We start from the raw sequence: 26,940 nt of genomic DNA, 5'->3' as shown, positions 1-26,940 counted from the left end.
CTCTCCCGCGAGAAACCGGTTTTTTCATGCGTGTTTCACTATGAACGGCTCAGCAGCTTTTCCAGCTCGTCTGGCTGAAAGCCTTTGACTGCTTTGTCGCCGACCACCGTCACCGGCACGCCCATGAATCCGAAGCGCTCCACTTCTTCCTGGTAGGCGCGGCTGGTCATCACGTCCCGCACTTCAAATGCGACGCCTTTGGCGGTCAGCCACTGTTTCACCATGTCGCAGTCGATGCAGTTTTTGGTGGAGTACACGATCACGCCAGGCGTCATCGCGCGCAGCATCCGGCTGACGATCGCGTACGAACGCTGCGACGCCAACCGGGTAAACTCCGCGAAGTTGACGTGTGCAGAACCGTCGGCCTTGTCCGACATGGAGCGAACAATCACAAACGGCACGCCGTTCATGGCGCATACCTGCCCGACGGCTGCCCCTTCCATCTCTGTGCAGTGAGCGTCAAACTGCTCACGGAGCCATTTGACCTTTTCCCTGCTGGCGACGAACTGGTCGCCGGAGAGAATTCGCCCGCTCGCGACCTGCACGTCGTCTTCCAGATCCTTGCCCGCCGCAATCGCCAGCTCCCGCAGCGCCGGGTCGGCCTGCCACACCCATTGCTCGGTATACGGAATCTGGCCGGGGGCAAATCCCAGTGCCGTCACGTCAATGTCGTGCTGCACGCAGTCCGTGGAGACGACAATATCGCCGATGTTCAGATCGGGGTGCACCGCTCCCGCCACCCCGGTGAAAATGATCCGGTCCACCTTGAACTGATCGATCAGCATTTGCGTGGTGACAGCGGCGTTTACCTTGCCCACCCCCGATTTACAGAGAACGACGGATGTTCCCTCCATCTCTCCCTCGTGGTAGACAATGCCCGCCTTCTCCGTGCTGACCGTGCCGGTCATCGCTTCCAGATACAGCGCAATTTCCTCGTCCATCGCGCCGATAATTCCAATGCGCATCGCTTCGTTCCCTCCTGCTCCTCTTGCTGTCAAACACTTGTTCCTCTCGGCGCTTTAGATTTCTCGCGGCCGGGTGCTTTCGCGGTATTCAATACGGTGGGGCAGCAGCACAACGTGCTCCTCCACGTGCTCGTTGTTCATGTACTTGGTCAACAGGCGCATCGCCACTGCTCCGATGTCGTACATCGGCTGGACGACCGACGTGAGCCGCGGCCGCACCATTTCCACCAGGCGGATGTTGTCGTGCCCGATCACTTCGATGTCGCCCGGTACGTTCAAGCCGGCATCCTGGACGGCGTGAATCGCCCCGATCGCCATTTCGTCACTGGCAGCAAAAATGGCGGTCGGCGGGTCGGACAGCTTGAGAAACTCCCCAGCCGTACGCAGCCCTGATTCGTAGAAGTAGTTGCCGTGGGCCACCAATTTTTCGTCATGCGAAATCCCGGCGTCGGCCAGCGCCTTTTTGTAGCCCTCGTAGCGCATCAGACCGCCCAGCGGGTCATTGATCGGACCGGTGATCATCGCGATCCGCTTGTGCCCGTGTTCGATCAGCGCCTTGGTGGCGTCGTAAGCCGCCTGGAAATGGTCGATGGTGACGGACGGCAATGTGTTGTCCGCATCACGCGTGGCCGCCAGAACGATCGGCACCTGTGCGCTGGTGAACGCCTGCAAGTGGTCTTCCTTGATTTCCGCTCCCATGAACAAAAGGCCGTCCACTTGTTTTTCCAACAGTGTGTTGATCAACTGCAATTCCTTTTCCATGCGCTGGTCCGAGTTGCACAGGATGATGTTGTACTTGTACATGGTGGCGATATCTTCAATGCCGCGTGCCAATTCGGAAAAAAACAGACTGGAGATGTCCGGGATGATGACACCGACCGTCGTTGTTTTCTTGCTGGCTAATCCGCGCGCGACTGCGTTGGGCCGATATCCGAGACGTTCGATCGCAGCCAATACTTTTTTTCGCGTCAATGGTTTGACATTCGGGTTTCCGTTGACAACCCGGGAAACCGTCGCCATCGAAACTCCCGCTTCTCGTGCCACATCATAGATAGTAACCGGCATCACATACCCTCACTTTCCCCATAATATGGTTTTCATGATCATTTTCATAAATGTATGCACTTATGATACGACAAGCCGTGCCCGGTTGCAATCGTTTATCAGGCGAGCGGCCCCTCATCTCATCAGTTTGTTCATCGTTTTCAAAAGTTCGTCAATAACCTCGCTGTCTCCCTGTTGAATGCGGTCGATGACACAGCTTTTCATGTGCCCTTCCAGCAGCATTCTGCCCACCGCATTCAGCGCCGACTGAGCCGCCGCGATCTGATTCAGGATGTCGTCGCAGTACACGTCCTTTTCCACCATGCCGCGGATGCCGCGAATTTGTCCTTCCACCCGGTTCAGCCGGGAGATGAGATTGCTCTTGATCTTGTCCGGCCGCGGCGTGGACCGCTCCGGCGCACAGCAGTGCTCCTGTTCACTCATCCGCTTTCGCTCCCTTCAGCCATGTCCTCTTGTGCTTAGCTTACTGGTTGGGACGTGTTTCGTCAAATGAAGAGGGCCCTCCCGCCGATCGGAAGAGCCCTGGACACTTATTTTATGCAAGACGGACGAATCAGCGCTGCACCGTTGGCGTTGCTTCCTTGTACAGACCGGATGCGAGCAGTTCGTCGAGGATGTGGTTGAACTGCGGGATGTTGACCTGCTGCTTGGCGTCGGACAGAGCGACGTCCGGATCCGGGTGCACCTCGATCATGATGCCGTCCGCGCCGACAGCAAGACCGGCCTTGGCCGTAGGCAGGAGCAGATCGCGGCGACCGGTGGAGTGAGTGACGTCGACGAATACCGGCAGGTGGGTCTCCTGTTTCAACAGCGGCACGGCAGAGATGTCCAGCGTGTTGCGGGTCGCTTTTTCGTAGGTGCGGATGCCGCGCTCGCAGAGCATCACCTGCTTGTTGCCCTCGGACAGGATGTACTCCGCAGCGTAGATGAACTCTTCGATCGTCGCCGACAACCCGCGCTTCAGCAGGATCGGGTGGTTGATCCGGCCGGCCGCTTTCAGCAGCTCAAAGTTTTGCATGTTGCGGGCCCCGATTTGAATGACGTCGATGTAGCGGGTGGCCAGTTCCAGGTCAGCGGGATTGACGATTTCGCTGATCGTCACCAGGTTGAATTCGTCCCCGATCCGCTTGAGAATCTCCAGGCCTTCCACGCCCAGGCCCTGGAAGTCGTACGGCGAGGTACGCGGCTTGTACGCTCCTCCGCGCAGCACGCGAAGACCGCGCTTGACGTGATTCTCCGCCACGGCGCGCACCTGCTCGTAGCTCTCCACGGAGCACGGGCCGGCGATCATGATCGGACGGCCTCCGCCAAACTCCACGCCCTTGATCGTGATCACAGTGTCTTCCGGCTGTTTTTTGCGGCTGACCAAAAGAACCTTTTTATTGTCGTCTTTCATCAGATCGAGCGACGCCTGGAAAATTTGCTTGAACAGATGGCGGATCGTATTGTCGCTGAACGGACCGTTGTTGTTCTCCACCAGCTGGGTGAGCATTTGGCGCTCCCGTTCCGGATCAAAGGGGTTGACGCCCTGCTTTACTTTCTCTTTGCCCAGCTCCTGAACGAGTTCGGCCCGCTTGTTGATCAATGCGAGAATCTGCAGGTTGATCTCGTCAATCTGTTTGCGCATGGTTTCGATTTGGTCGTGTGCCATCTTCGCTCCACTCTCCTCGTCTTCTTTGTTCTCACCACAATAAATTAGGGTTATTATAATCAATCAAATTGCCCTTGTCAGCAGTTTAGCGCCAAAAAGCATGAAAGTAAATTGCAAATTTGTTTTAAAACGTTTGCAATTTTTCCTCTTGTCGAGAAGATTGCCTGTTTCGACAGGATTCTCCGCACTTCGAGTCGAAAACATTCCCGAAGTGATTTCCCGGATTTTCCTATGGAATGAGGAGTGACCTGATTTTGTCGGACATTGTGCAAACAGCTTCGGATGAGCTGATCTTTGCTTTGGATATTGGGACACGCAGCGTAATCGGGCTGATCGTCGAGCCTTCGGGCGATCGGTTCCGCATCATCGACTGCGCCATCCGTGAACATGACGAACGCTCCATGCTGGACGGACAGATTCACGACGTCGACGCCGTCGCCAAAGTCATTCGGCAGGTCAAGGAGCAGTTGGAAGAAACGCACGGCTCACTGAAACGGGTGGCTGTGGCGGCGGCGGGCCGTTCGCTGCGGACGCGGCGGGTGCGGATGGATATGCCGATTGCCCCGCACGCAACCATCTCCCGCGACGACGTGCTGGCCCTGGAGTTTTCCGCCGTTCAGGAAGCCCAGGCCCAACTGGCCCATGAACTGAACGAACGGGACGTCACCCGCTACTACTGCGTTGGATACAGCGTCGTCAACTACTACCTGGACGGCGAACTGATCGGCAACCTGCTCCACCAACGCGGGGACACTGCCAGCGTCGAGGTGATCGCCACGTTTTTGCCCCGCGTGGTCGTGGACTCGCTGCTGGCTGCGCTGAAGCACTGTGACCTGGAAATGCAGGCGCTGACCCTGGAGCCGATCGCGGCGATCAACGTGCTGATCCCTGTCACCATGCGCAGGTTGAACATCGCGCTGGTGGACATTGGCGCCGGCACTTCCGACGTGGCCCTGACCGAGGAAGGGACGATCACCGCCTACGGCATGGTGCCGGTAGCCGGGGACGAGATTACCGATGCCCTGATGAACGCCTTTTTGCTCGACTTCCCAATGGCAGAGGAAGTGAAGCGGGCGCTCTCTTCCAGCGAAACGGTATCGTTCACCGACATACTCGGGATGGAGCACAACCTGTCGTCTGCCGAGGTGGCAGCTGCCATCGACAGTGACATCCGCCACCTGGCTGTCAACATCGCAAACAAAATCCTGGAACTGAACGGCAAGCCGCCGCAAGCCGTGATGCTGATCGGCGGGGGCAGCCTGACGCCTAGACTGACAGAACGCGTCGCGGAAGCGCTGAAGCTGCCGCCGTCTCGCGTCGCGGTCCGGGGCGCAGATGCCATCCGGCAGTTTGTGGACGAACATCCAGACATCACCGGACCGGAATTCGTCACACCGGTCGGCATCGCCGTCGCGGCGCGCCGCCATCCGATCAAATACGTGACCGTCACCGTCAACGACGCGCCGATCCGCATCTTCGACCTGCGCAACATGACGGTCGGCGACGCGCTGATTGCGGCCGGCATGGACATCCGCCGTCTCTACGGCCGCCCCGGCATGGCGATGTCGCTGACCGTAAACGGCCGAATCAAAATCATTCCGGGCGGCCACGGCACCCCGCCCGTCATCGAGAAAAACGGGGAAGCGTCGGGGCTGGACGCCCCCGTGGCGGACGGCGATGTGATCGTCGTCGTGCCCGGTCAGGACGGCCGCGAAGCGGAGGCGCGGGTGCTGGATCTGCTGGACCGCCTGGACACGCTGGAGCTCACCTGCAACGGCCAGCCGCTGTCACTCGGCCCCATCGCCCTGGTCAACGGCGTGCGGCAACCGCTGGACGCCCCTCTCGCCGACCGCAGTGAGCTGGAGATTCGTCTGCCCGGCACGGTGGAAGAGGTGCTGCGGGAAGCGGGGCTGCTCCCGGACGGAGACGAAGCAGCGCCGCCTCCCCTCCGGTTCAGCGTCAACGGCCGCTCATACACCCTGCCAACCCGCAACCTCCGGGTGGAGGTAAACGGCAAACCGGCCGCACTGGACGATCGCGTGCGGCAGGGCGATGAGCTGGCATTCCGGGTGGAAGAACTGACGATTCCCGCCATCCGCGACGTCATTCCTCTCGAGGAGTGGGGGCAGGAGACGATCACCGTCCACTTCAACGGTCAGCCTGTCGTGCTGCCTGTGGGCGGCGTATCCGTCACGGTGGACGGCCGACCGGCACAGGCGGACGATCCCGTCCGGGACGGCGCGGTGATTACCGTAAAGGCAGCCGAGCCCGTCGCGCCCCTGTTCAGTGACGTTTTCCGCTATGTCGACGTCCCGCTGGAAAAGCCGACGGGCGAAGGCAACTTTCGCCTGGTGACGCTCGTCAACGGGGAGCCGGCTTCGTACCACACGGTGTTAAAGAACGGCGACAAACTGGAACTGTATTGGGAGTAACCGTCTGCTCTCACAAAAAAACGGGTGCGGCCCTTACAAGCCCACCCGTTTTTTTGTGCAGTTTCACATTCGCGGCGCCACCCTGGGACGAGGCCGACAGCGAAGACAGGCGGACGCTTGCGTTCGCCCCTCCCCCGCCGTTCGCTGCATCCGCTCTAGCCTTGCACAGCCTCGCGGATGGCGTCCTTGGTAATTTTCCAGTGGGAGGTGTGCCATTTTACCTGGCCGTCCTCCAGCAGAAAAATCTGCGGGGACTCGTGTTTGATGGCAAAGCGCTCCTCCACCGCGTTGGAGACAGGACGGTCCTCGCGCACGAGAATGACCGCCGCGGGAAGTTGCTGTTCGCTGAGGAACGCCTGAAACTCTTCATAAGCGGTCGTGCTGATCGGGCAGATCGTGCTGTGCTTGAACAGCAGCCGTTTGCCCGCGCCCGACACGAATTGATCCAGTTCCTCCAGCGTGTGCAGTTGTACTTCCGTCACGAAGAATCGCTCCTCTCACATCTGGTGCATGCGTCTACCAGTATACGGAATCGCATCGGCGAAGTCTACGTTTCCCGTGCGATACAGCCCGCAGGCCAGCGCGCGGCGATATCTCGTAAATGCAGCAGAATTCTTACGGCACAGCGAAAAAAGAGCCGTCCTTTCGTGAGGACAACCCGGTTCGCCTAGACCATGATTTTCGTCAAACGCTGTCGCAATTCGTGCATCCATTTCTGGTCCCCCAGCGATCGGGCCAGCAAAAACAGGTCCAACAATTCGTTCACCCGCTCCTGCAACGCCTCTCGCACAGTCGCATCCTCTTTCTCTTTGGCGATGAGCACCATCAAATGGGAAAGTTCTGACACGTCTTCAAAATTAATCGATTGGCGCTGCGGATGTTGGCCCCATTCCTCCATCAGTTTCTTCAGATCAGCTTTGATGACGTCCACCACCTGGGAATGGCTGCAAGCATCGTTTTCGCAGACGTGTACCGGCACGTTCATGATTTTCACGCGGCCGCGGTACACGACGTTGCGCAGCACGAGCTCCATGCCACTTCCGCAGCGGCTGCATTTCTTGTACATGGGTTCACCTCTATCCGCATCTGTGTACTCCCCCTACGTATTCGAGCCTTCTTTCTGCAATCCTGCCCAAAACGAGGTGGTACTTGGTGGATGGATTGACATTCCCAAGCAGAAAAAAACGCCCGGCGGCTGACCTCCCGCCGGACGAAAGAACAAGACCGGACAGGGATCAACCGCCGGGCGCAGCCACCAAGCGGCATCGCTTCGGCAACACTGCCGACGATCAAGCGTATATGGCGTTCACTTTCTCGCAATGCGGGCAGACAGCCACTTTTCCGGAACGGCCCAGCTCGTCCTCGACGCGATAGCCGGTGATTCGCTCGGAGAAGCAAAACAGGCATTCCGTGTTAAAGTCCATATCGTACTGTGCCTTCCATACGATCGATTTAAAATCCTCGCCGACGCTGATCAAAATCGTCGGAGCCTCGTGAAGCAAAGCTCTGCGCATGACAACTGCCATCCTTTCATATCGCGTAGTCTTTACGTATCCTCTAGCTTTTCCATGTTTTCAGAATAATATACTTCCCAAAAATGGGCATTTGCCCGTTACGGCTCTGTGTGAAAACCCATATGTTATGGGTGTAAGCACAAGAGGCTTAACAAACAAAAGGAGGATGTTTGATGAGCAGCATCTTTAACGGCGACCTGGACGATTTCACTCTGGTGTTGATCCTGTTCATCCTGCTGGTGATCGTTGGTTGTTCCTGCGACAATTAAAACGGCAGCGCACATCTGCGCCAATCATAGCATATACATTAGCACCGAATCCTGCACAGCGCGTTTCATACGCACGCTACCCTGACCACGGGTAGCTTTTTTCTCGTCGATTTGTGTACAATATTTACAATACATACTAGTGCAATGGAAAGTGAGGTACGTCTGTGCAATGAAAGATCCCCGTATCGAAAAACTGGCCGATGTGCTGGTGAACTACTCGACGCGCGTCCAGCGCGATGAAAACGTTCTCATCTATGCGATCGGCGAGGTAAGCGAACTGGTTCGCGCCGTCATCCGCAAGGTGTACGAGGCGGGCGGCAACCCGTACGTGCAGTTGATCGACCAAGCGATCCAACGGGAACTGCTGCTTGGCGCAAATGAGACGCAGTTGGGCGTGATGCGCGATGCAGAAGTTTCCTTCATGAAGCAAATGGACTGCTACATCGGCATTCGCGGCAGCGACAACATCAGCGAGCTGTCCGACGTACCGGGGGACAAGATGCAGCTCTACAACAAGCTCCTGCTGCGTCCCGTACTGGACGTGCGCGTGCCGGAGACCAAGTGGGTCGTGCTGCGCTACCCCAATGCGTCCATGGCCCAGTTGGCCAACATGAGCACCGATGCTTTCGAAGACTTCTATTTCAAGGTCTGCACTCTGGATTACGGCAAAATGGACAAGGCAATGGACAGCCTCGTCGAGCTGATGGAAAAGACGGACAAAGTGCGCATCACCGGCCCGGGCACCGATCTGACCTTTTCCATCAAAGGCATTCCGGCGATCAAGTGCTCCGGACAGTCCAACATCCCGGATGGCGAAGTGTTCACCGCTCCCGTCCGCGACTCCGTCAACGGCGTCATCAGCTACAACACGCCGTCGCCGTACCAGGGCTTCACGTTTGACAACATCAAGCTGACCTTCAAGGACGGCAAAATCATCGACGCGACCGCCAACGATACCAAACGGATCAACGAAGTGTTCGATACGGACGAAGGTGCGCGCTACATCGGGGAATTTGCCATCGGGGTCAACCCGTACATCCAGAACCCGATGAAAGACATCCTGTTTGACGAAAAAATCGACGGCAGCTTCCACTTCACACCCGGTCAAGCCTACGATGAAGCGTTCAACGGCAACAGGTCGTCCATCCACTGGGACCTGGTCTGCATCCAGCGTCCGGAGTGGGGCGGCGGCGAAATCTGGTTTGACGACCGCTTGATTCGCAAAGACGGCCGCTTTGTCGTTCCGGAGTTGGAATGCCTCAATCCGGAAAATCTGAAGTAACGATGCAATCGCCGCACAAAAAAGCGAAGGGACGCAAAATCCCTTCGCTTTTTTATCTGCTCTCTTAATTCGCTGCGGCCCGGACAGTCTCGTCCGTTCCCTACAGGGGACAGGCGGTCTGTTGTTTCAGCAGAGCCGGCATGTGTTGTTCCAAAAACGCAATCGTCGTCTCCAGGTGGTGGATCGTGTACTCCCAGCAGAATCGCTGGTACTCGTCAAGGTGCTGCTGCAGATCCTGGTACGAGTGTCTTGTGTGCTTGAGCAAGTCCCGCTGCATCTCCAGACAGTCCTGCATCAGTTCCCTTTGCTCCTCTGGCGTGCGGCTCTTGCCGAAAAAGATTTTGACCAGCATGTCGGACCGCAGCACCGGCGGCAGTATCGGGGTCAGCATCTCCTTGCGAAACGCCTCCCGACCGGCCTCCGTGATGCTGTAGAGGATCTTGTTCGGCTTGCCCGACTGGATGACTTCCCGTTTGGTTACGTATCCTTCGTCCTCCAGCTTGCGGAGCGCCGGGTAAATGGCACCGAAGCTGGCGTCATAGAAAAAGCCGATGCTGTTGGAAAACGCCTGTTTGATATCGTACCCACTCATCTCTGTGTAACTCAAAAACCCGAGAATAATTGTTTTGACATCCATCTCTCTACATCCCTCCAACACGCTGTCTGCACTGTCGAATGCGCTATATGTTCGAAATATTCTATATAAGTATTATAAGACCTTTATTATGATTATACCAATCCTATTTCTTTATTATATCAATTAAAATTATTGATATATCCATCTCGTAAATATTTGGGCGTCCCTTCCTCCCTGCTGTGCCATAAGATGATACATACCTATCTGCTGTGGGGGGAGATACCGTGAAAAGTAAAAAATGGTCCCATTACACCAAAGTCAAGTACCCTGTGAGCAGCAGTTTGCATCCTCTCAACTTTTTCGTGCCGATTGTGGAGCGCGTCAAGGCAGGCGTCGTCTCCATTGTGACCGAGGATACGCCCCACGGGCACAAAATGGAATCGCTGATCCGCAGTCTGATCACCGACGAGTCGCCACTTCCCTCCGAGCGGAGTTACGGCTCCGGTTTTATATTTCATCCCAAAGGATACATTCTCACCAGTGAGCACGTGATAGGAAAATCGCGGACCATCTACGTCAAACTGTACAACGGGAAGGTGTTTGAAGCACAACGGGTGCTGACCGACCGCGTTCGCGACTACGCTGTTATCAAGATCGACGCGGATTGCAAGCTGACCCCGCTGCGGCTGGGCAGTTCAGCCGACACGAAGGTGGGCGAATGGGTCATCAGCATTGGTTCCCCGCCTGCCGCCATAGCGGCAAACCGAGGACTAAATGGCGAGTGCCGCTTGGGAGTGAATGCAACTTACCTTTCTCAAGTATGTATGTTACAATTAAGGACAACACAATAAGCTGTTTCGCAGAGGTGACACCGACGTGGGTCAAGAATTTGCTGGCGAGCAAATGTGCCCGAAGTACGAAGGGGCCATGAACATTCTCGGCAAGAGATGGACCGGACTGATCATCCATGTGCTGCTGCTCGGGGCTGTCCGTTTCAAGGACATCCGCGAAATGGTGCCGCACATGAGCGATAAAATGCTGTCGGAACGATTGAAAGAACTGGAGGAACTGGGCATTCTGGAACGCAAGGTGTTTCCGGAAACTCCCGTCCGCATTGAATACCATCTGACGGAAAAAGGAAAAGATCTGCGCCCCGTGATCGAATCGATTCACGCTTGGGGCCAGAAGTGGATATAGTCGGCTGCACCGGCTGTCCGCGCCCCGCTAAAGTCCCGCCAGGAACGTCGGCGGGGCTTTTTTGGCTGTCCAGGCATATGCACCGCTTCCCTGCTGTAGACTCTACCATCCGCGATGAGGGAAGGTGGTTCGATGCGAACGGCTGTCTACATTCGCGTCAGTACGGAAGAACAGGCCAAGGAGGGATTTTCCGTGGCCGCCCAGCGGGAGCGGCTGCTCGCCTACATTCGCTCCCAGGGCTGGACCTTGGCGGACATCTACGCCGACGAAGGCGAGAGTGCCAAGGATACGCGCCGGCCTGCGCTGCAGCGGATGCTGGCAGACGTGCGGCTGGGGCGGATCGACGTGGTGTTGGTGTACCGGCTGGACCGCCTGACCCGCTCCGTCCTGGATCTGTACCGGCTGCTGAGCCAGTTTGAACGGTACGGCGTCCGCTTCAAAAGCTGCACGGAAGTCTACGACACGACGACGGCAATCGGCCGGCTGTTCATCACGCTGGTGGCGGCTCTGGCCCAATGGGAGCGGGAAAACCTGGCGGAGCGAGTGAAGCTGGGGATGGAGCAGATGGTGCGGGAGCGAAAACGGCCGGGCGGCCCCCCGCCCTACGGTTATGAATGGCAGGACGGCCGGCTGGTGGTGCATCCGACAGAGGGAGAGGCAGTGCGCGGCATGTTCCGGCATTTTCTGGCCGGATGGACACCCCGGCAGATTGCCGAATGGGCCAACCATGAGGGCTTTCGCGGTAAACACGGTGCCCGCTGGAGCCCCGGTGCGGTGACCCGCCTGTTGAAAAATCCGGTATACTACGGAGCCCTGCGGTGGAACTACGCGGAAGGCGGCCAGCGGCTCAACCGGCCGGAAAAGTGGATGCTCGTCGAACGGGCACATCCGGCCATCGTCGATGCCTCTACGTTTGCAGCCGTCCAACAGCGGCTTGCGGAGCGGCGGTCTCATCACCCCCGGGTCCTCTCTTCGCCGTTCATCTTTTCCGGCCTCCTGTACTGCTCCCGCTGCGGCTCACCGATGCGCGGCAAAACGGCCCGGACCAAAAAACCCAACGGTAAACGCTACACGCACTACTATTACCTGTGCAAAAACAGGCAGAAGGGCGGGTGTCAGGCCGCCGCGATCCGCGAAGATCGGCTGGCCCGGGAAGTGATCAGCCACCTCCACCGCTACGGGGAGGAACTGCGTGCGGCCTGCCGCGAAGCTGTCGCGTCCGGGGCAGCTCAAACGGAAATGGCGGCAGCTGAAGCGCTGCTGAAAAAATGCCGGCAAAGGCGGAAACGCTGGGAAGACGCCTATGCCGAAGGGCTCATCACACTGGGAGAGTACCGCGCCAAGCTGGGAGAGCTAAAACAGGCGGAACAGGAGGCGCTGGCCGCAGCGCAGTGCCGCCCTCTTGCGGCCGTTTCGGACGAGTGGCAGGAAATGCTGGCTGATTGGTCCTCCATCTGGGAGAGTGCCACGCGGGAAGAGCGCCGGCAGTTGGCCGACATTCTGCTCCGCCGTCTGGAAGCGGATACGTGTCCGTCAGCGTCCGGCTCCGGTCTGGCCGTGCGCCTCACGCTGCTCGCGTTTCGCTGAGGCAGTTTGCCCCTACGGGAGCAGACGGTTCCCCGCTCGGTCTGGAAAACTCCGTCACGGCCGGCATCATCAGTGCCAAAAACCGGCGCCTGCAGGTGGCCAGGCGGATGTACGAGGATATTTTTCAGACAGACGCGGCGATCAACCCCGGTAACAGCGGCGGTCCGCTGATCAATCTGAACGGAGAAGTGATCGGACTAAACGCGTTCATTATTCAATCCAGTCAATGTCTCGGATTTGCCATCGGCATTGACGCGCTGAAGGAGCGGTTGGCACAGTTCGTGTTCACCTAAGCTAAGCCCCTCCCGCCTCGCAGGTGATGCTGACTTGCCGCACCGGCTCTCGCCCCCAACAAAAAACCCCGTCTACCGTGACGGGGCTTGTTTTTCAAAGGCAATCAAATACACGCCGCTGCCCTGTTCATTGATCTGTTGTTCCGCCTGCTTCAACTGCTGAAGCTGGGCCTCTGTCAAGCGGGCAATCGGCAGTTCGTCGAGCCGATTCTGTTTCACGTGCCATTCCTCCGTTTGTTGTCAGACTCGAAATGTAGTCTGCCCACTCAGGAGGTTATGTATTTACGCCACGTGCAGAAGAGCCTTGGCAATGGCTGCACAAGAACGTTTGCAGAACACAATCGGCAGTTCCCGGTCTTTTGCCTGATTTTTCACCGTCTTGGCCAGATTGTGGTTGACGAAGTCGGTCAGCACCAAAATCATGTGGACGCCGGTCGGGATTTTCACGCCGGTTTGCGAGCTTTTCCGGCCGGTCACGTGATGAATCTCGGTAAATCCTTGATTTTGCAAAAAATCAACGATATTGCCCAGGCGGTCACCGCCGATGACGAGAATGGACGACATGGTAATTCCCTCCTACTTGAATGGTTTGCTGAATCGTTGTATGTTGTGTCTCGCTTGTTTTCTAATTGATAATGAATCTCACTATTATTGATAAATATTATCATTCCCAATTAGCTTTGACAATACTCTCCGAGGTAACATTTTTGTGTCAGCAGAAATACTAAGACCGATCCTGCATTGTTCTTGCCCGGTGCCTTTTTCCAGCGATATGATATAATGAAGAGACACTTACCAGTGAGGAGGTAGCGTTGGGTGCAAGAGATGTCACAACTGCACGCCATATTTACCCGCACCAGCGGCTTTATCGAGCGCTTCATGGGCATCATCCAGCCGATTATCGACGCGGCGCAGGATGAACACACCCGCCTGTACTATCACCACATCTTGGAGGAAGAAGAACAGCGCCTCGGCCGCCTGAACGAGCTGATTCCCTACCTCGACTCCCTCATCGACGGGGACAAGGCGAAACAACTGAGCGATCGGGAGTTTTCCCGCCTGCTTTCCGACATAAATCTGGAACGGTTCGGCCTGCACAACTTCCGCGAACACCTGGAACTCTCCCTGTACGAGTTTCAGGACGAGGAGACGCGCAGTGTCCTGAGCAGCATGCGCGAAGCGACCCAGGAAGATTACCTCCGCGTCAAGGAGATCATTGCCGCGCTGAGCGAACGCTTTTCCGACGACGACCGCCGTCCTGACCTGACCGACCATGACGAGGGGCACGACATTCACCAGGTGGATCACCTGCAGGCTTCCGCGGCCCAAATCGGTTCAGCACACGCCGGAAAAGCACCGGGAGCCGCACATGCCGTTTCCGCCCCGGCAGCCAAAAAAGGATTGACCGTCGGCAGTTTGAAGGGGTTGTAAAGGGCCGTTTCTTCTTCATCATTTTTGAACGAATTGGAGGTAGCAACGATGGACAAGCTCCGCAAGTTTCCCGACTCTCCCTTGACGAAAGACGAGTGGCACCAATTGGACGAGACCGTCGTCGAGATGGCCCGCCGCCAACTGGTCGGACGCCGCTTTATCGATATCTACGGACCGCTTGGCGAAGGCATCCAGACGATTACCAACGACATTTACGAGGAATCCCGCTTCGGGGGCTTAAGCCTGCGCGGCGAATCCCTGGAGCTGACCCAGCCGAGCCGACGGGTCAGCCTGACCATCCCGATCCTGTACAAAGACTTCGTGCTGTACTGGCGCGACGTCGCCCAGGCCCGCACCCTGGGGATGCCGCTGGACATGAGCGCCGCAGCCAATGCGGCCGCAGGATGCGCTCTGATGGAAGACGACCTGATTTTCAACGGCTCCAAGGAGTTTGATCTGCCCGGCCTGATGAACGTCAAGGGGCGCCTCACCCACTTGAAAAGCGACTGGATGGAATCCGGCAACGCATTTGCTGACATCGTCGAGGCCCGCAACAAGCTGTTGAAGATGGGACACAGCGGCCCGTACGCGCTGGTCGTCTCTCCGGAACTGTACTCGCTGCTGCATCGCGTCCACAAGGGGACCAACGTCCTGGAAATCGAGCACATTCGCAATCTGGTGACCGACGGGGTGTACCAATCCCCCACCATCAAGGGACGCACCGGCGTGCTGGTTGCCACCGGCCGGCACAATCTGGACCTGGCAATCGCCGAAGACTTCGACACCGCGTTCCTCGGCGACGAGCAAATGAACAGCTTCTTCCGCGTTTACGAGTGCGTCGTGCTCCGCATCAAGCGGCCGAGCGCCATCTGCACGCTGGAAGAAACGGAGGAATAAGTACGGGGAGGCACTTCCGCCGAAAACAAGAAGAGTCCTCATCACAGAGGACTCTTCTTTCGTATGAGAATCACGTCTTTTCAGCTGCTGTTGCACGGTCTGCTGCCTACTGCGTCACGACGGCGGTGTAGGCGGCAATGGCGCTGTCCAGCCGGTCGATGGCCAGCTTGGTATCTTCCCTGTTCAACAGGGTGTAGTTGAGCCGCATCGTGTTCACCTGCGGCTCGGCTGCGTAAAACGGGATGCCTGGTACGAACGCGACGCCTTCCCGCACGGCCTGCGCGAGCAGTTTTTCCGAATGGATGTGTTCCGGCAGCTTCACCCAGAGGAACATGCCTCCCCGCGGCTTGTTCCAGGTAATGCCGCTCCAATTCTTGCTGGCCAGCAGTTGGTGCATCCATTCCATCCGCTCCTGGTAGGCGGCACGGATCTTGCTGATGTGGGCGTCCAGATCGAAGCGGGACAGCAGTTGATGCAGCGCAATCTGGTCAATGGAACTGGAGTGCAGGTCGACGGCCTGTTTCGCTCTGACCATCGTCTGGATCACCTGAGCGTCTCCGATCGCCCAGCCGATCCGCAGCGCCGGCGCCACCGTTTTCGAAAAGGTGCTGGTGTAGACGACCGCCGAACCTTCGGGGTGCTGATCCAGCGAGAAGATGGTCGGATACGGCGCCTCCCCGTCAAACTGAATCTCGCCGTACGGGTCGTCTTCCAGGATCAGGATGTTGTTGTCGCGGCACTGGCGCAAAAGGCCAAGACGCCGTTCCAGACTCCATACCTTGCCGGTCGGGTTGGCAAACGTGGGAATCACATAGGCCATTTTGGGACGGTACTGGGCGATCTTGCGGGCCAGATCCTCCATGTCCATGCCCTCGTCGTCCCCCTCCACCGGAATAGCGCGAATGCCGCGGAACTGAAACAGCTGCAGAGCAGCCAAATAGGTGGGGTTTTCTACCAGCACGACGTCGCCTTCGTCCAGATAGACGCGACAGAGCAAGTCGACGGCCTGCTGGGAGCCGGTGGTAAGCAGCATGTTTTCCACGCCCACGTTCATGTTCTTTTGTTTCATCCGGGATGCCACCCACTCGCGCAGCGGCAGGTACCCGTCCGTCAGACCGTATTGCAGCGATTTCGGCCCTTGACTGAGCGCGCGGTCAAATGCAGCCTTCATTTCTTCGAGCGGAAAAAACTCCTCTGCCGGCAGTCCGCCAGCCAGCGACAGCACCGGGGTCCCCTGCGTCAATTTCAGAATTTCCCGCACGGCCGAGGAGCTCAGTGCGCCAACCGATTGTGAAAAAGCGTACTCCATGTTCCGTTCCCCCTTGATTGAGTTTATCCTTGTTGTATCACTCACGCCGGGAGAAGTCCAATCTATGCTTGCTATAGACGGAATAGGTTTTGGCTATTGTTCTCTTGGACAAGCAAAAAAGGAAGCGTAAACCGCTTCCCGTCTCATTCTCTGGATCGTGTTCGTTTGTATCGCGCGCCAGGGTTCAGGGTTCGGGTTCCCTATGCGATGCGAACCACCCGGGCATTTTCCGTCTGCGGCAGGAATGACAGATCGACGTGTTCGCGCGCCACATCGAAGCCAATGTCTTCAGCAAGCAACAGCGCTTCTTCACGGAACGTCGGCGTGCAGCTTCCTTCGTTCAACTGGCACAGCCGCTTCAAGCGCTTAAGCCGCTCCGCCATCTTCTCCGCGCGCATCACCTCGTTGCGCAGGTCACACACGTTTACGTGCACCGCGTCGGCGATCATGCTGATGTCATTGATATGGACAATGAGCCGCTTGCCCTCCTCCGTGACAAAACCGAGCGAGCAAAACTGTGCGCCGGACATCTCCAACCGTGTGAGCACGGCGTTGGCAAACTCCTCGCCGGACCGCAGGCGAATCAGACCCGCTTCTACGGCGCCGCCTATCTTGCGCTCATTGGAGATGACCGTATACATGTCCGTATATCCGTTGATCTGGTAGCGCATGATACCCTCCTGCCGAACAAACGTGATCATTGAGATCAATTATCATTACCACACCCATCGTATAATGAAAATCATTATCTGTCAATGCTGAGAATGATTTTTACTGAGAATGGATTTTTTTGCATGGGCGCGTCATTCGTGATCGCGCCCGCCGCGCTTTTTTATAGTATTCGCCCGCCCGGTTTTGGACTATGCGGCACTCGCCTATTTTGGGCGGGGCCCATCCCGGACGCGGCACTGCCCCGGCCTCCGCCTCGCTTCCCAAAAATCAAACCGCCAGGGCGTTTTGCGAACACACTGGCGGTCAGTTCTCAATCACATGAACGATATATTGCTAGTTGCACGGGGAGAAAATACCCAAACGCTCAATCCGCGCCACTGCTTCCGCCAGCCGCTCTTCGCTGGCCAAAAGCGCTGCGCGCACGTACCCTTCGCCGGTGGGGCCGAAACCTACGCCCGGTGCGACAGCGACATGGGCTTTTTCCAACAGCAAGTCGGCAAATTCGGCAGAGGTAAACCCTTTCGGCACCGGCAGCCAGGTGAAAAACGAGCCCTGCGACGGTGCCGCCTCCCAGCCGATGCGGTGCAGGTTGGAAAACAGCGCGTTGCGCCGGCTTTCGTAGACGGCCACCAACTCGCGGACACACTGCTGGGAATCGGTCAGCGCCCGGACCGCCGCCATCTGGATGGCGCCGAACAGGCTGCAGAAGTAGTGGTCCTGGATCAGGTTGATCAGCCGGACCAGTTCCCGGTTGCCGACCATCGCGCCGACGCGCCAGCCGGCCATGTTGTACGTTTTGGACAGCGTGTAAAATTCCACGCCCACTTCTTTGGCTCCCGGCACCTGCAGGAAGCTGACCGGCTTCTTGCCGTCGAAGCTGATCGCTCCGTAGGCGAAGTCGTGACAGACGACGATTTCGTGCTTGCGGGCGAAGCGGACCGTCTCTTCGAAAAATTCGTACGGCGCATTGACCGCGGTCGGGTTGTTGGGGTAGTTCAGGAACATCAGCTTGGCTTTGTCCAGATCCTCTCGGGCCAGCTCGCCGTAGTCCGGCAGGAAACCGTTCGCGGCGCGCAGCGGCATCATCACCATCCGCCCGTCGGCGATGGCCACTCCCGACCAGTAATCGGGATAGCCGGGGTCCGGCACCAGAGCCACATCGCCCGGATTGAGCAATACCTGGCAGATTTCCACCAGTCCGGTCTTGCTGCCGAACAGGATGGCCACTTCCTCTTCCGGGTCCAGATCGACGTCAAACTCCTGCTTGTACCAGTGGGCGACAGCCCGTTTCAGTTCCACACGACCGCTGAACGGCGGGTACTTGTGGTGAACCGGACGGGCAGCATGTACCTGCAGTTCCTCGACAATGTGCGGCGGCGTCGGCAGATCGGGGTTGCCCTGCCCCAAGTTGATTACGTCATGGCCGGCGGCGATGGCCTTGTTCACTTTCGCCACCAGCGAGGCAAAAAACTGCGTCGGCAGACGGTCAATCATGGCGGACGGTTGGATGCGCATCAGTCTCTCGTTCCTTTCCCTCGGGTAAATCGTGCAGACGTCGGCGGCTAAGCAAAAAGCCCCTTTTCCTGTACAGAAAAAGGGGCAGATCGACATCTCCACGTTCTTATCTGTCAGGAATGCTCCTGCTGGAATTGGCACAGCATCTGCACAGGCAGATCCGCTGCCGGGCTTCATCGGGCCAGTCCCTCCGCCTCTCTTGATAAGGTGATTGCATGCTATTCAGTTTCGTTTGCAGTCTCGTTCCATCCCAGCAGCATCCGGCGGGTCAGCGACCGTGTCGCCCCCCGCAGCGACGTCCCTGCAGGGCCGCCGCAGCATTCCGACTGTGCTGGTTGGATATCTCTTTCATACTACTTGAGCAAGCGAACAGTGTCAAGATGTCGGCTGGACGTTTACCTTGGCGCCGTCTTTCAGCAGCGTCTGTCCGCGCACGACGATTTGCTCGCCTTCTTTCAGCCCTGCCTTTACCTCCACCAGATCGCTGGATTCGATCCCGGTCTGCACTTCCACTTTTTTCGCCGTGTCTCCCTCCAGCTTGTAGACGAACCGCTTGCCGTTCTCGTCAAAGACGGCCTTGAGCGGCACCACCAGCATGCTGTTGGTTTGCTGATGCGCAAACTGGATGCTGACGACCATGTCCGCCTTTAGCGAAGCGTCCTGCTTGGCCAGGGCAATTTCCACCGGATACGCGCGCAGCGTCTGATCCATCACGGGACTGATCGCGCTCACCGTGCCGTCCAGCTCCTTGGAGATGGCAGAGATTTGAATCTTCACCTTGTCCCCTTTTTTCACTGACGTTACTTCCTCTTCGGAGAGGTTTGCCTTGACGATTAGCGGATCGGTATCCACGATGGTGACCACTGGCGCTTGCGGCGAAGCCATTTCCCCTACCTGGCCGTTGACGGCGGAGACGAAGCCGGAGATCGGGGCGGTCACCGTCGCGTTGGCCAACTGTTCACGCGCGTTTTGCAGCGAGATGCGGGCCTGTTCCACGGATGCCTGAGTGACGGCCACTCCCGTCTGCTTTTCAGCCATCTCCAGCGCTTCCTTGGCGTTGGCATACGCCGTCTTCGCATTGGTGAGGGCCGCCTGTGCCTGTTCCAATTGCTGCGGTGACACCGCTCCCTGTTTGAACAGGTCAGACATGCGCTGGTAGTCGCGTTCCGCGTCCCGCAGCGCCTGCTCGGCCTGCACCAGACCGTTTTTCGCCTGCTGCAGCCCCTGGTCGGAGGCGGCATTACTCTGCTTCAGGTTGGCTACGGCGAGATCGTACGCCGCCTGCGCCTGCTGCACTGCATTCTCCAGATCCGTTTTCTCCAGGCTGAAAAGCACCTGTCCCTGTTTGACATACTGCCCCAGTTTTACGTTCAGCTGCACAATCTTGCCGCCCACTTTTGGAGCCAAGGTGACTTCCTTGTTGGGGGCCAGTTTCCCGGTTACCCCCGCGCGCGTCGACACGCTTCCTTTTTTCACTGTATCGACTTGTACCGGCACCGGCTTGTTATCCGTTTGCGTCTGCTGCGTGGCCGCATCCGGAGCCGTACAACCTGCCAGGGCAACTGCCAAGGCCAGCAGCAGCCCAAGACTTCCCTTGTTCATCTTCATACCGTGTAGCCTCCTATCCCAACGTCGGCATTTCCTGGCCGGCCGCTTTTTTCTGCTTGCGTTTTTCTTTGCGATTGCGCCACTTTTGCCCCAGATCGTCAAACCAGGTGTAGACGACCGGAATCAGCACAAGCGTGATCAGTGTGGAGAAACTGAGACCGAAGATGACGACGACAGCCATGGGCGCCATCGATTCGTTCCCTTCCCCGCCGCCAAAGGCAAGCGGCATGATCGCCAGAATCGTCGCAAGTGACGTCATCAGAATCGGACGCAGACGGATCGGACCCGCCTGGAGGATGGCCTCGTTCCGCTCCACGCCCCGTTTGCGCAATTGGTTGACGTAGTCGATCAAGACGATCGCGTTGTTGACGACAATCCCGATGAGCAGGATGTACCCGATCAGCGCCGGAACGCTCAGCGGATAGCCGGTCGTAAGCAGGCCCACGACCACGCCGATGAACGTCGGCGGGATGGAGAACATGATGACAAACGGTGTAAACAGGGATTCAAACTGGCTGGCCATCACCATGTAGACCAGCACGATCGACAGAATGATCGCCAGTCCCAGGCTGCCGAACGACTCGGCCATCTCCTTGCTCTGACCGCCGAATTCCAGCGTGTAACCGTCCGGCAGTGACAGGGCGTTCAGCCTGGCCATCACGTCATTGGAAACCGAGTTCAGGTCGCGTCCGACGATTTCGCTGCTGATCGTTACTTCCCGCGACTGATTGGAGCGTTTGATCAGCTGCGGCACGTCCTTTTTGACGATCTCGGCGACAGACGAGAGGGCGACCTGCGCGCCGCTCGCCGTCGGGATGCGGAGCTGTTGCAGGTAGCTGATGTCGTCCTGATACGACTTGGGCAGCATGATCTTCACGTCAATCTGGTCATCCCCCGTCTGGTAGGTGGTGACCGTCATGCCGTCAAACGCCGTGCGCACGTTGGACAGGACCTGACTGGTGGTCAGCCCGTACAGGCTCGCCTTTTGCGGATCGACCAGCACCTGCACTTCCTGGCGCGTCTCTTCCAGCGAGGTGGTGACGTTGCGCGTGCCCGGCACCTGTTTGATCTCGCCGGCGATGATCGAGCTGATGTCTTCCAGCACGTCGAGGTTATCCCCGCGCAAGCTCACTTCCAGCGGTGCCCCCATCGGGCCGCCCGACTGGTCCAATTCCGTTACCTCAATCTCCGCCCCCGAGATGTCGGCCAGCCGTTCGCGCAGTTGTTCCGTCACCTGCTCGGTGCTGACGGAGCGCTGGTCCTTGGGCACCAGCTTGATTTGCAGCTGCGCCTGGTTGGACATGGCGCTGGCGATGAGCGCCGGGCCGCCGGAGGAGCCGATCGAGGTGTACAGCTGCTCCATTTCCGGCAGATCTTTTACGCGCTGTTCCACTTCGGCGACCACTTTTTCCGTCTCCTGCAGCATGGTGCCGTTCGGCAATTTAATGGAGATGGAAATCTGTCCCTGGTCCATCTTCGGAATAAATTCCGCGCCGACTCCGCCGGTGAGGGCAATTGCGCCGACAAACAAGGCGATCGTCAGGGCAAACACGGTCTTGCGGTGACCAAGCGCCCACTTCAGCAGACGGCCATAGCCGCGCGCGATTTTGTTAAATCCTTTGTTGAACCACATCACCGGATTGAGGCCCCGGTAGTTGGCCACCACCTCTCCCTCGGTGTGCGGCACTCGTTTCAGCCAGCGGGAACTAAGCATCGGTACCAGCGTCAGCGAAGCCAAGAGCGCGGCGATGTGCGAGTAGACGACCGTCAGCGCCAGCGGGCCAAACAGCTCGGAAGCCAGCCCTTCGACAAATACGATCGGAGCAAATACGGCGATTTGCGCCAGCGCGGAGGCCATCACCGCCGTGCCCACTTCCCTGGAACCGAGTCGGGCCGCTTCCATCATGCCCTTGCCCTGCTCCCGATAGCGGAAAATGTTTTCCAGAATCACGACCGCGAAGTCTACCAGGGAACCCAGCCCCAGGGTCAACCCGGCAAGCGAGATCATGTTGATCGTCTGTCCGGTAAAGTACATCAGGCAGAAGGTCGCCACCACGGAGATCGGAATCACGATGGAGACGATCAACATGGAACGGAAGCTGTTCAAAAACAGGAACAGGATGATGATCGAGAACACCCCGCCCAAGAGCGCGTGCTCTCCGACCGTGTAGATGGAATCCTTGATAAACGTGGACGAGTCGAGAATCGTGGTCAGCTTGACGTTGGGAGGCAGCATCTGTTTCAGCGCCTCCAACTCCCGGTTTACCGCGTCTGCCACTTCAATCGTATTACCGCCCGAGGCTTTGGTAATGGTCAGGCCGACGCTGGGCATTCCATTCATGTACGCCTTCTGCGTCACGTCTTTGTACGTCTCGTTGACCGTCGCCAGGTTTTTCAGCGCGATGCTGCCGTTCTGCACATGAATCGGCGTCTCGCCAATGTCGGTAACGGTATCGTATTCGCCATCGACCCGGATGCTCAGCTTGGTGTCGCCTTGGCGAATCACACCGGACGAACCGGACACGTTGGTAGCCATCAAAGCCTGCTGGATCTGGTCAATGCCGATCCCGTAAGCGGCCAGCCGGTTCGGGTCGAGCACGACCTCGACGATCTTCTCCTGGCCGCCGGAGACGCCGACGGAGGCAACACCGTCAATCCGCTCCAAATGCGGTTTGATCGTGTCTTCGGCGATCGCCTTCAGCTTGACGATGTCTTCTTCCCCGGTCAGGGAAAAGGTCATGATTGGTTGACTGTTGGGGTCCAATTTCAGAATGCGGGGGGACTTGGCGTTGTCCGGCAGGATTCCGCGGATCAAGTCCACCTTGTCACGCATGTCCAACGTTGCCTGGTCCATGTTTGTTCCCCAGTTGAACTGCAGGATGACCTGGGAGGCCCCTTCTATGGAGTTGGACATGATTTTGTCTACGTTGGGCACCGTTCCCAATGCTTCCTCGATGGGACGGGTCACCAGCTTTTCCACTTCGGCAGGCGTGCCGCCCTCGACGGTGGTGACGACCACCGCCACCGGCAGATTCAGCTCCGGATACAGCTCAACCGCCAGCTTGGGCAGGGAGACGAAGCCGAAGATGAGCAGGGCCACCGTCATCATCAGGATGGTAACGGGGCGTTGAATGGAGAAGCGGGAAAGATTCATCGTGTACAGCTACCTCCCTTTTTCGGAAACGATTGTTGCCGTTTTTCCAAATAGTGTGTCAAGATCGTCAGCGATCGGCACACATCTTCCACCTCTTGACTGGACATGCCGTCGAACAGCTTGTCAAAGTAGCCGCCCTGCATAAAGGGAATCCGTTGCGTGATCGCTTCCGGGGTGTCGGCAAGTTCCACCCAGACGATGCGCCGATCTTTTTCGTCCCGCACCCGTTTGACATAGCCGTCCCGTTCGAGCCGGTCGACGATGCCGGATACTGTGCTGTAGGAGAGGTCGATCAGCCGGCTGATTTCCCCAATAGTCCTGGGCGCCTCTATTACGGGACCCAGGACGAACATCTGCGGAATGGTCAATCCGCATTGGGTCAATTCCTGGGCGATGACGTCCAGGTAGACCTTGTTCATCTGGATCAACTGCTTCGACATGCGCCTCATAGGATTCATAGGCCACACCTCTGTTATTTCGCGTCACGAAACATTATGACACAGGACATATTTCGCATCAAGAAATTTTCGTGGTAAAATGTATCATTTTTTCAACAGACCACCCTCCAACACGGCTCACCCCTTACCATGCCACGCGTTTATGAACTCAATATGAACTGGGGTAATCCATGTCTACCATGAATAAACGCCCCTCGCACGAGAGGGACGCTGCCGTAAAAGCGTATGTTATTAGACCCTATTACCTATTTCATTTTATCTATTTCATTTGCTTCACATCCGGAGTCGGAGACAAAGGCCTCTCCCCCGGCTCATTTCTCCGGCACGCTTACCGCCGGCTGCGTCTCCGTCCGCTTGACGAACGAGCTGTACGCGGCAAAACAGCCTACCGCCACCAGTGCCAAGACCGCCATCAGGTAAAGCATCCCTTGCGGAGCGAGCGCCTCGAAGGCCATCGCCCCCACGAGCGGTCCCGCCATCCTTCCAGCAGAGGCGATACCGCTGACAATGCCCTGGACCATCCCTTCCCGGCCGGCCGGGGCCAGATCGGCAGCGATGGTGGGGACAGCCGGCCACACCAGCATTTCGCCGATCGTCATCACAAACATGGCCGCAACAAATCCGGCGTAGGCTGTCGATTGCGAGAGGATGAGCATCGACAGTGCAAACACGTACCCGCCGAGCAGCAGCTGCGCTTTCAACGTCCGGGCGAAGCTGTTGATGATCCAGGAGATCAGCGGTTGGCCAAACAAGATGAGCGCTCCGTTCAGCGTCCAGAGCAGACTGTACTGCCGAAGCGAAATGCCCAGCGTCTGCATGTAGGCGGAAAGCACCGTCGTCCACTGCACGTAGACGATCCAGCAGACCAACAAGCCGCTGCAGAGCACGGCGAGCGCCCCCCAGGCAACCGGCCGATGGTTTGTTCCCGCCGCAGCCTGCTTCGCCTCTGTCTCGGCCGATTCCGCCGCGTGAACCTGTTCATTTGGTTGATCCGCCAAATGCTGCGGCAGGCACCTAAGAAACATCGCCAGCGTCACAGCCTGCGCAATCGCGTTTCCGAAAAACGTCCAGGCGAACGACACGCTGGCCAAAACGCCGCACAAGGCCGAACCGACGGCCACCCCGATGTTGAGCGCGACGTAAATCACGTTCAGCCCTCTGCGCCCGCCTTCCGGCCAGAGGCGGACAGCCAGTGCATTCAGTACAGGAAAGATCGTGCCAAAGAAAAATCCGTTCAATAACAGCAGCACGGTGTAGGCGGTGAAGTCGGTCGTCAAGCCAAGCGCGACAGAAACAGCGATCGCGCCGACAGAACCGACCGCAAACGTCCGCCTGTGTCCCCAGCGGTCAAAAAGAATGCCGCCTGCCACACTCCCCACGAGGTTGGCTCCCTGGTTCAACAGCAGCAATAGTCCGGCTACGGTGAGCGGTTGGCCCAGGTAATCGTGGATGTAAATGGTGACCAGCGGCCATATGCACGCCATGCCCGTGGAAGTCATGGCGGCAACGACGGCGAGAACCCGTATGCTGCGCGCATACATGTTCCATATTCCGCTCATGTCTGGTTACTCCTCAATCCGATGATAATCTCCGCTTTTTCCGCCCGTTTTGCTCATCAGGCAGGTGGGGCCGATAACCATCCCCTTGTCCATCGCCTTGCACATGTCGTAGACAGTGAGAGCGGCTGCACTGACGGCGGTCAGCGCTTCCATCTCCACCCCCGTCTTGCCGGTGGTTTTGACTGTCGCCTCTACCTCCAGCGTGTCGGGGGCGACAAAGGCAAAGCTGATGTCGACGCCGGTCAGCGGCAGCGGATGGCACATCGGAATCAGCTCCCACGTCTTTTTCGCGGCCATCACGCCGGCCACCTGGGCCACCGCGAGCACGTCTCCCTTGGACACGCGCCCTTGCCGGATGCGGTCGAGCGTCTCCGGTTTCATCGTAATTCTGCTCTTCGCCACCGCTTCCCGCCGAGTCTCCTTTTTGTCGGAGATGTCCACCATGCGGGCGCGCTGCTGGTCATTAAAATGGGTTAATGTATCGCTCATGCTGCGCTCCTCCTCGATTGATCCCCCCTTGGAGGGAAATGGGCGTATTGCCGTCCACCCTGCCGGTCCAAGCCGCCTGGGCCAGGTGGACGAATGTCGCCCGTCGTATCTCTCATCACCTCTAACCTTACCGCTGGCGCTCTGTAAAATCAATGCAGAAACTGCGCAAAGCGTTACACTCATTAGACAGTATCCGCTTTGGTGTGTTATCGTTTCCGGTAGAAAGCCATTCAACCTGCCGCCGCTTCCCCTGTACAAAGATACCCGGCGTCAGGTTGTTCAAAACCGGGAAATGAGGAGTGCATCGATGCAAATACGCGTGCTGTTGTTTGCCGGCCTCGCCGAGAGGGCCGGTAAGCGGGAGATTCAAGTGAGCGTAGCGGAAGGAGCTCTCGTCCGCGACCTGCTGCAGGCAGTCGGAGAGCAGTATCATGCGCTGGCGCCGCTGTTGGGGAGCTGCTTTGTCTCCGTCAACCAGGAATATGCCGAACCGGACAAGGCGCTGGCACCAGGCGACGAAGTGGCGATTCTTCCCCCGGTGAGCGGCGGCGAAGAGCCGCGCTTTGCCGTAACGACGGAGCCGCTCAGCGCGGACAAACTGGTCCGGCTCGTCTCCAATCCCCGAGCCGGGGCTGTGCTTACCTTTGTCGGAACCGTTCGCGAATTTACCAACGGACAGCGGACCGTCTCCCTCACCTACGAGGCGTACGAACCGATGGCCGTAGAAAAGATGAAGCAAATTGCCAAAGAAGTGGCCGAGCGCTGGCCGGGAGCGGAACTGGCCATGCATCACCGCATCGGCGACCTGCAAATCGAGGAGATTGCCGTCGTCGCCGCCGTCGCCACGCCGCACCGCAGCGAAGCGTTTGAAGCGGGACGGTACGCGATCGAACGGCTGAAACAGATTGTTCCCATCTGGAAAAAGGAAGTCTGGGAAGACGGCAGCGAGTGGAAAGGGCACCAGCAGGGACCGTGGAACCCGCTGGCGCTTCCTGACGAGTCAGAAAGGAGATAGA

At 57.9% G+C, this 26,940-nt stretch carries 28 protein-coding genes and 1 riboswitch; of the genes, 10 read left to right on the top strand and 18 right to left on the bottom strand.

Annotation, left to right across the window (positions count from 1 at the left end; translation table 11 throughout):
- Positions 1–38: 38 nt before the first annotated feature.
- From Q7F15_RS05150 to Q7F15_RS05135, 4 genes are all read right to left on the bottom strand, one after another.
- Entirely contained in the window at positions 39–965 is a 927-nt protein-coding gene (locus tag Q7F15_RS05150) for a 5'-methylthioadenosine/adenosylhomocysteine nucleosidase (protein ID WP_171567327.1), read from the bottom strand.
- A 54-nt stretch (positions 966–1,019) separates the two neighbouring features.
- The gene (gene ccpA, locus Q7F15_RS05145) at positions 1,020–2,030 is read right to left on the bottom strand and encodes a catabolite control protein A (protein ID WP_171567328.1); all 1,011 of its coding nucleotides are present in this window, start codon (positions 2,028–2,030) and stop codon (positions 1,020–1,022) included.
- Between the two features lie 114 nt (positions 2,031–2,144).
- Positions 2,145–2,453, bottom strand: a complete 309-nt coding sequence (locus Q7F15_RS05140) for a metal-sensitive transcriptional regulator (RefSeq protein WP_171567329.1) — start codon at positions 2,451–2,453, stop codon at positions 2,145–2,147.
- A 130-nt stretch (positions 2,454–2,583) separates the two neighbouring features.
- Positions 2,584–3,681: a bifunctional 3-deoxy-7-phosphoheptulonate synthase/chorismate mutase gene (locus Q7F15_RS05135; RefSeq protein WP_171567330.1), complete on the bottom strand. Its 1,098-nt coding sequence runs from the start codon at positions 3,679–3,681 to the stop codon at positions 2,584–2,586.
- A gap of 254 nt (positions 3,682–3,935) precedes the next feature.
- On the opposite strand from Q7F15_RS05135, the gene Q7F15_RS05130 reads away from it, so the two are divergent.
- The gene (locus Q7F15_RS05130; protein WP_171567331.1) at positions 3,936–6,113 is read left to right on the top strand and encodes a cell division protein FtsA; all 2,178 of its coding nucleotides are present in this window, start codon (positions 3,936–3,938) and stop codon (positions 6,111–6,113) included.
- 155 nt (positions 6,114–6,268) lie between these two features.
- Here the strand turns inward: Q7F15_RS05130 and ytxJ are convergent, their stop codons facing one another.
- From ytxJ to Q7F15_RS05115, 3 genes are all read right to left on the bottom strand, one after another.
- Positions 6,269–6,595, bottom strand: coding sequence for a bacillithiol system redox-active protein YtxJ (ytxJ, locus tag Q7F15_RS05125; protein WP_212133100.1), 327 nt, complete (start codon positions 6,593–6,595; stop codon positions 6,269–6,271).
- A gap of 185 nt (positions 6,596–6,780) precedes the next feature.
- Entirely contained in the window at positions 6,781–7,179 is a 399-nt protein-coding gene (locus Q7F15_RS05120; protein WP_171567333.1) for a hypothetical protein, read from the bottom strand.
- Between the two features lie 223 nt (positions 7,180–7,402).
- Positions 7,403–7,627 (bottom strand): hypothetical protein, encoded by a 225-nt coding sequence (locus tag Q7F15_RS05115; RefSeq protein ID WP_171567334.1) that lies wholly within the window; start codon positions 7,625–7,627, stop codon positions 7,403–7,405.
- A gap of 173 nt (positions 7,628–7,800) precedes the next feature.
- On the opposite strand from Q7F15_RS05115, the gene Q7F15_RS05110 reads away from it, so the two are divergent.
- The gene (locus tag Q7F15_RS05110) at positions 7,801–7,896 is read left to right on the top strand and encodes a YjcZ family sporulation protein (protein ID WP_029098693.1); all 96 of its coding nucleotides are present in this window, start codon (positions 7,801–7,803) and stop codon (positions 7,894–7,896) included.
- 169 nt (positions 7,897–8,065) lie between these two features.
- Positions 8,066–9,178 carry an aminopeptidase gene (locus tag Q7F15_RS05105; protein WP_171567335.1) on the top strand — a complete coding sequence of 371 codons (1,113 nt, stop codon included), beginning with the start codon at positions 8,066–8,068 and terminating at the stop codon, positions 9,176–9,178.
- Between the two features lie 100 nt (positions 9,179–9,278).
- Here the strand turns inward: Q7F15_RS05105 and Q7F15_RS05100 are convergent, their stop codons facing one another.
- Positions 9,279–9,815, bottom strand: a complete 537-nt coding sequence (locus tag Q7F15_RS05100) for a PadR family transcriptional regulator (protein ID WP_171567336.1) — start codon at positions 9,813–9,815, stop codon at positions 9,279–9,281.
- Positions 9,816–10,039: 224 nt separating this feature from the next.
- Here Q7F15_RS05100 and Q7F15_RS05095 point away from each other — a divergent pair, with 224 nt between their 5' ends.
- The 4 genes from Q7F15_RS05095 to Q7F15_RS05080 all read left to right on the top strand — a co-directional run bounded on the left by Q7F15_RS05095 (position 10,040) and on the right by Q7F15_RS05080 (position 12,832).
- Entirely contained in the window at positions 10,040–10,606 is a 567-nt protein-coding gene (locus tag Q7F15_RS05095; RefSeq protein WP_212133101.1) for a S1C family serine protease, read from the top strand.
- A 25-nt stretch (positions 10,607–10,631) separates the two neighbouring features.
- Positions 10,632–10,952: a winged helix-turn-helix transcriptional regulator gene (locus tag Q7F15_RS05090; RefSeq protein WP_304415198.1), complete on the top strand. Its 321-nt coding sequence runs from the start codon at positions 10,632–10,634 to the stop codon at positions 10,950–10,952.
- 132 nt (positions 10,953–11,084) lie between these two features.
- Positions 11,085–12,539, top strand: coding sequence for a recombinase family protein (locus Q7F15_RS05085; protein WP_304415197.1), 1,455 nt, complete (start codon positions 11,085–11,087; stop codon positions 12,537–12,539).
- Positions 12,479–12,832, top strand: a complete 354-nt coding sequence (locus tag Q7F15_RS05080; protein ID WP_304415196.1) for a S1C family serine protease — start codon at positions 12,479–12,481, stop codon at positions 12,830–12,832. Before Q7F15_RS05085 ends, Q7F15_RS05080 begins: the two co-directional genes overlap by 61 nt.
- Before the next feature lie 72 nt (positions 12,833–12,904).
- Here the strand turns inward: Q7F15_RS05080 and Q7F15_RS05075 are convergent, their stop codons facing one another.
- Complete coding sequence (locus Q7F15_RS05075; protein ID WP_171567339.1) at positions 12,905–13,051, bottom strand: hypothetical protein; 147 nt, start codon at positions 13,049–13,051, stop codon at positions 12,905–12,907.
- 63 nt (positions 13,052–13,114) lie between these two features.
- Positions 13,115–13,396: a DUF2325 domain-containing protein gene (locus tag Q7F15_RS05070; RefSeq protein WP_171567340.1), complete on the bottom strand. Its 282-nt coding sequence runs from the start codon at positions 13,394–13,396 to the stop codon at positions 13,115–13,117.
- A 252-nt stretch (positions 13,397–13,648) separates the two neighbouring features.
- Between Q7F15_RS05070 and Q7F15_RS05065 the strand changes: the two genes are divergently transcribed.
- Both Q7F15_RS05065 and Q7F15_RS05060 read left to right on the top strand, forming a co-directional pair.
- Positions 13,649–14,263 (top strand): IMEF encapsulin system ferritin-like cargo protein, encoded by a 615-nt coding sequence (locus Q7F15_RS05065; protein WP_171567341.1) that lies wholly within the window; start codon positions 13,649–13,651, stop codon positions 14,261–14,263.
- 48 nt (positions 14,264–14,311) lie between these two features.
- Positions 14,312–15,160 (top strand): family 1 encapsulin nanocompartment shell protein, encoded by an 849-nt coding sequence (locus tag Q7F15_RS05060; RefSeq protein WP_171567342.1) that lies wholly within the window; start codon positions 14,312–14,314, stop codon positions 15,158–15,160.
- Between the two features lie 106 nt (positions 15,161–15,266).
- Here Q7F15_RS05060 and Q7F15_RS05055 read toward each other — a convergent pair whose 3' ends face one another.
- The 8 genes from Q7F15_RS05055 to moaC form a co-directional block, all read right to left on the bottom strand.
- The gene (locus tag Q7F15_RS05055; protein WP_171567343.1) at positions 15,267–16,469 is read right to left on the bottom strand and encodes an aminotransferase-like domain-containing protein; all 1,203 of its coding nucleotides are present in this window, start codon (positions 16,467–16,469) and stop codon (positions 15,267–15,269) included.
- Between the two features lie 200 nt (positions 16,470–16,669).
- Entirely contained in the window at positions 16,670–17,140 is a 471-nt protein-coding gene (locus Q7F15_RS05050) for a hypothetical protein (protein ID WP_171567344.1), read from the bottom strand.
- 334 nt (positions 17,141–17,474) lie between these two features.
- Complete coding sequence (locus Q7F15_RS05045; protein ID WP_304415195.1) at positions 17,475–18,656, bottom strand: pyridoxal phosphate-dependent aminotransferase; 1,182 nt, start codon at positions 18,654–18,656, stop codon at positions 17,475–17,477.
- 103 nt (positions 18,657–18,759) lie between these two features.
- Positions 18,760–18,865, bottom strand: a riboswitch (SAM riboswitch).
- A gap of 166 nt (positions 18,866–19,031) precedes the next feature.
- Positions 19,032–20,264 carry an efflux RND transporter periplasmic adaptor subunit gene (locus tag Q7F15_RS05040; RefSeq protein ID WP_171567346.1) on the bottom strand — a complete coding sequence of 411 codons (1,233 nt, stop codon included), beginning with the start codon at positions 20,262–20,264 and terminating at the stop codon, positions 19,032–19,034.
- 13 nt (positions 20,265–20,277) lie between these two features.
- Positions 20,278–23,418, bottom strand: a complete 3,141-nt coding sequence (locus Q7F15_RS05035; RefSeq protein WP_304415194.1) for an efflux RND transporter permease subunit — start codon at positions 23,416–23,418, stop codon at positions 20,278–20,280.
- Entirely contained in the window at positions 23,415–23,876 is a 462-nt protein-coding gene (locus Q7F15_RS05030) for a MarR family winged helix-turn-helix transcriptional regulator (RefSeq protein WP_171567348.1), read from the bottom strand. Before Q7F15_RS05030 ends, Q7F15_RS05035 begins: the two co-directional genes overlap by 4 nt.
- 311 nt (positions 23,877–24,187) lie before the next feature.
- A complete protein-coding gene (locus tag Q7F15_RS05025) occupies positions 24,188–25,435 on the bottom strand; it encodes an MDR family MFS transporter (protein ID WP_304415193.1) in 1,248 nt (415 codons plus the stop codon).
- A 6-nt stretch (positions 25,436–25,441) separates the two neighbouring features.
- Positions 25,442–25,924 carry a cyclic pyranopterin monophosphate synthase MoaC gene (moaC, locus tag Q7F15_RS05020; protein WP_171567350.1) on the bottom strand — a complete coding sequence of 161 codons (483 nt, stop codon included), beginning with the start codon at positions 25,922–25,924 and terminating at the stop codon, positions 25,442–25,444.
- Positions 25,925–26,231: 307 nt separating this feature from the next.
- Here moaC and Q7F15_RS05015 point away from each other — a divergent pair, with 307 nt between their 5' ends.
- Positions 26,232–26,939, top strand: a complete 708-nt coding sequence (locus Q7F15_RS05015) for a molybdenum cofactor biosynthesis protein (protein WP_171567351.1) — start codon at positions 26,232–26,234, stop codon at positions 26,937–26,939.
- The last annotated feature ends 1 nt before the right edge of the window (position 26,940 follow it).

Origin of the sequence: Brevibacillus aydinogluensis (genome assembly GCF_961514395.1) — a bacterium.
GTDB classification, from domain to species: Bacteria; Bacillota; Bacilli; order Brevibacillales; family Brevibacillaceae; genus Brevibacillus; species Brevibacillus aydinogluensis.
The sequence above is the reverse complement of the archived record's forward strand: the minus strand, read 5'-3'. Positions and strand labels throughout refer to the sequence as shown.